General features: G+C 68.7%; 3 protein-coding genes and 2 pseudogenes. 3 read left to right on the top strand and 2 right to left on the bottom strand.

The window, feature by feature from the left end; genetic code table 11:
* Together QMX80_RS18435 and QMX80_RS18430 are read right to left on the bottom strand one after the other, a co-directional pair.
* Positions 1-477 (bottom strand): annotated as a pseudogene (locus tag QMX80_RS18435) (peptidase S41); the annotation flags it as partial.
* Between the two features lie 116 nt (positions 478-593).
* On the bottom strand, positions 594-1,919 hold the full coding sequence (locus tag QMX80_RS18430; protein WP_082443691.1) for a peptidoglycan DD-metalloendopeptidase family protein: 1,326 nt from the start codon (positions 1,917-1,919) through the stop codon (positions 594-596).
* Positions 1,920-1,965: 46 nt separating this feature from the next.
* On the opposite strand from QMX80_RS18430, the gene QMX80_RS18425 reads away from it, so the two are divergent.
* From QMX80_RS18425 to QMX80_RS18415, 3 genes and pseudogenes are all read left to right on the top strand, one after another.
* Entirely contained in the window at positions 1,966-2,622 is a 657-nt protein-coding gene (locus QMX80_RS18425; RefSeq protein WP_055770986.1) for a hypothetical protein, read from the top strand.
* A 58-nt stretch (positions 2,623-2,680) separates the two neighbouring features.
* Entirely contained in the window at positions 2,681-4,387 is a 1,707-nt protein-coding gene (locus QMX80_RS18420; RefSeq protein WP_282278629.1) for a M28 family metallopeptidase, read from the top strand.
* Positions 4,388-4,526, top strand: a pseudogene (locus QMX80_RS18415) (beta-ketoacyl-ACP synthase I); the annotation flags it as partial.

The following is a 4,526-nucleotide window of genomic DNA, read 5'->3' as shown; positions in this document are numbered from 1 at the left end:
CGGCTCCATCGCCGCGATCGCGCTGAGCGGCTGGCCATCGAGGCCCACGATGAGAGCGCCGGCGCGCCGCCGGGCGCGGGCTGCGGGCGTATCGTCGATCGGCGAGACCACTTTGAGCGCGCCATCCTGCTGCAGCAGTTCGACGCCGATGCCTTCATAGGCGCCGGTGGCCTGCTCGTCGAAGGCCTGCGCGTCCTCCTTGTCGAAATAGGTGCTGTGCGGGTCCAGGTCCAGCAGCAGGCCGCGGACCGCCGACTGCATCAGCTTCCTGTCGTCCACCGGGTCGACATAGGCCGCGCGCACCGCGTTGTAGACGGCAACGAAACGGCGGATTTCATCCAGCGGCACACGCGAGGTGACCGATTCCTTGGCGTCGGGATCGTCCGCCTTCGTCGTCTTGTCCGGGGCGCTCTGCGCCAGGCCGACGGCCGGCGACAGTGCGAACAGCAGGGCAGCAGCAAGGCCGGCTACACGCATGAACCACTCCATGAAAAACGGATGCGCACCATGCGCGTCGGTCCGATTATGCGCGAAGCCCGGCCGAATTCCCGTTGAACGCGGGGCATCGGCCACGCCACCCGCTCAGCCGGCGGTCACTGGCGCTGCAGCCAGGTGGCCGGATCCACCGGCTGTCCGTTTCGGCGCAGTTCGAAGTAGAGCGCCGTCACGCCCTGTCCACCGGAGTTGCCGACCCGCGCGACCGCCTCGCCGCGGCGTACGCGCGCGCCGGAGTCGCGCAGCAGGGTGTCGTTGTGGGCGTACAGGCTCATGTAGCCATTGCCGTGATCGACGATCAGGATCATCCCGTAGCCGGTCATCCAGTCGGAGAAGACCACGGTGCCATCGGCGACCGCGGTCACCGTGGTACCGGGAGGCGCGCCGATCAGCACGCCACTGCTGGTGCGGCCGTCGGGCAGGCGTCCGCCATAGCGCGCCAGCAGATTGCCCGACAGCGGCCAGCCCAACCCGCCGACCTTCGGCGCGGGCACGTTCGCGGTGACCCGCGGCGGCACCTTGCCGGGCGTTGGCCTTGCCGCCCCCGTGGCCGCCTGGCGCGCCTGCTCGGCTTCGGCACGGCGGGCGGCCGCCCTGCGCTCGGCCTCGGCGCGTGCGGCCGCCGCGCGCAGGCTGGACAACAGTTGCTCGAGCGCACGCGCATCCTTGCCCAGCACCTTCTCCCGCTCGCTGCGATCCTGGTAGCGCTGGTCCAGTTCCGTCGCCACCTGCGCCCGTTTGCGGCGGTCCTCCGCCAGCGCAGCGGCCTGTTCGCGCTGCTGGACGCGCGCCTGCTCCAGTTCACGGCTGCGCGCCAGGATCTCCTGCTCGTTCGACGACAGCGCCTGCAGATCGCCTGCGAGCGAGGCGATGGTCCGCGCCCGCTCGCGCTGCAGGTAACGGTGATAAGCCAGCTCGCGGTTGGCATCGGCCACGCGATCCTGCGACAGCAGTAGTTTCAGCGGGGCATGGTTGCCCAGCTGGTAGGCCCCGCGCAGCAGCGCGGTGAGCTGTTGGCGTTGCCGCCCCATATTCGCCTCGAGGGACGCGCGGCGCTGCTGCAGTTCGGCCAGCGCCTGCTGTTCGCGACGCATCGCCGCCTCGGTATCGGCCACCGCCCGGCCGCTGCGGGCCACTTTCTGGTCGGCTTCGCGCAGGCGCCGGGACGCCGCATCCCGTTCGCCTTCCAGACGCTGCCGCTCCTGCGCCACGCTCTTCAGTTCGCCGCGCACCTGCTGCAGCTTCTTCTCGGCATCGCGGGAGTTGCTCTGCGCCTGCACGAGGGGGGCCACCAGGAACAACGCCAACAGGCAGCCGACAACCCGGGCCGGCAATGCCGGGGCGCGGGCAGGCTGATGGCGGCGGCGGTATTGTCGCAATGGCGTTCCAGTGACTTCAGGCAGATGCGGATTGTACCCAGCCATGCTGCCATCCACCCTCGCCCACAGGAATTTCCGACGGAGACGCGCGATGAAACGATTGCTTATTCTGCTGGCCCTGGGGCTGGCCAGCCCACTGGCGGTGGCGTCCGACGACATCAGCAAGGTGAACGGGAGCATCCGCACCGAATCCGGCACCGCCTACCGGGACCTGGACACCGTCAACGGCAGCATCCACCTGGCCAAGGGCGTGCAGGCGCGCGGCGTGGAAACCGTCAACGGCAGCATCAATGCCGAGGACAACGTGCAGGCGCGCAGCCTGGAGACCGTGAACGGCGCCGTCCGCGCAGGACGCGGGCTGGTCCTGTCCGGCGGCGTGGAAACGGTCAACGGCAGCATCTTCATCGACCAGGGCGGCCGCATCGGCGGCGGCGTGGAAACCGTCAACGGCGGCATCGGGCTGGTCGGCACCGAGGTCGGGCGCAACGTCGAAACCGTCAATGGCGACATCACCGTCGGCATCGGTTCGCACGTGAAGGGCGGCATCCGCGTGACCAAGCCATCGTTCAGCCTGTCGCTGACGCCGCCGCGCAAGCCGCGGATCATCATCGGCCCGAACGCGACGGTCGACGGGGCGCTGAACTTCGAACGCGAGGTGACGCTGTACGTGCATGACAGCGCCTCGATCGGCCCGGTCAGCGGCGCCACCGTCCGCCGCTTCGACACCGAAGCCGCTCCGAAGGATTGAGCGCTCGCGGCGCGCTTGCCTAGAATCGGGCTTCATCCCTCATCCGGAGCCCGGTTCCATGCCCCGCAAGATCCTCTTGTGTCTCCTCGCGAGCGCCGCGCTGGTCGCCTGCCGGCAGGAGACCGCTCCTGCACCGGCTCCTGTACAGGCGCCGCCGGCGCACGCCTTCTCCAGCGGCATCGATGCCGCCGACTTCGCCGAACTGGTGAAGACGCTGGCATCGGACGAGTTCGAGGGCCGCGCGCCAGGCAGCCACGGCGAAGAGCTGACGGTCGCGTACATCCGCGACCAGATGCAGCGCATCGGCCTGCAGCCGGGCAATGGCGACAGCTGGTTCCAGGACGTGCCGATGACCGAGACCATCGCCGATCCCTCGACGGTGCTCACGCTTCGCCACGGCGATGCCAGCCGTGCGCTGGGATTCGGCAGCGACATGGTGATCGGAACCCGCAGCGGCCAGCCCGAAGTGAAGATCGACGCCAGCGACATGGTGTTCGTCGGCTATGGCGTGGACGCGCCCGAACAGGACTGGAACGACTACGCCGGCCAGGACTGGAAGGGCAAGACCGTGGTGATGTTCGTCAACGACCCCGGCTTCCACGTGGACGACGCCCGCCTGTTCGAAGGCAAGCGCATGACCTATTACGGGCGCTGGACCTACAAGTTCGAGGAAGCCGCGCGCAAGGGCGCGAGCGCGGCGCTGATCGTGCATGACACCGCCGGCGCCTCCTACGGCTGGGACGTAGTCAGGAGCTCCTGGGGCGGCGCACAGTACGACCTGCCGGCGGCCGGGGACAAGGAACCGCGCCTGCAGGCCCAGGGCTGGTTGAACGCGGAAGCGGCCCGGCAACTGTTCGCCGACGCCGGCCTCGACCTTGGGAAAGCCTATCGCGACGCCAGCAAACGCGGCTTCAAGCCGGTGCCGCTGCGCACTACGCTGTCCCTCGACCTCAAGAGCAGCATCACCGAAAAGAAGTCGCGCAACGTCGTTGGCGTTCTGCCCGGCAGCAAGCGCGCCGACGAGGCCGTGCTCTACATGGCGCACTGGGACCACCTGGGCAGGCATGAGGGCGAGGCGCATGGCGCCGACGGGGGCGATGACATCTACAACGGCGCAGTGGACAACGCGACCGGCGTGGCGGGCATCCTCGAGATCGCCGACGCGATGGCCCACCAGCAGCCGGCGCCAGAGCGCTCGGTGGTGTTTCTCGCAGTGACGCTGGAGGAGTCGGGCCTGCTCGGCTCGCAGTACTACGTCAACCATCCCACCTTCCCGCTGGACAAGATCGCCGGGGTGATCAACATCGACGCGATGTCGGTCAGTGGCCGCACTCGCGACATGACCGTGACTGGCTACGGCAGTTCCGAGCTCGAGGACATCCTCAAACCGCTGGCAGCGAAGCAGGGCCGGAGCCTGCATGCGGAATCCTCGGTGCAGAGTGGCTTCTACTTCCGCTCGGACCACTTCAACTTCGCCAAGGCCGGCGTGCCCGCGCTCTACGCCGGCGGCGGCCAGGATCTTCTGGAAGGCGGCATCGAAGCCGGCAGGAAAGCCGCAGAAGCCTATGGCCGCGACCGCTACCACAGCCCGCGCGACGAGTACGACCCTGCCACCTGGAAGCTCGACGGCACCATGGAAGACCTCGAATTGCTGTACGGCGTCGGCCGGGAGTTGGCGGGCGGCGAAAGCTGGCCCAACTGGTACCAGGGCAACCCGTTCAAGGCCAATCGCGACCGCATGATGGAAGGCAGGCGCACCGACTGAGGACGCCTGTAATCCGACGGCGCCGACATGGTGGCGCCGTCTGGCGAAGGCGCAGTGCGCTGCATGAACATGGCGCTGGCTGGTCTGGATCGGCCGGTCGACTACCTCAACACCCACGGCACCTCGACGCCGCTGGGCG

Source organism: Stenotrophomonas sp. PS02297 (genome assembly GCF_029959705.1).
Taxonomy (GTDB): domain Bacteria; phylum Pseudomonadota; class Gammaproteobacteria; order Xanthomonadales; family Xanthomonadaceae; genus Stenotrophomonas; species Stenotrophomonas nitritireducens.
This window is presented reverse-complemented; position numbering and strand designations above follow the sequence as displayed.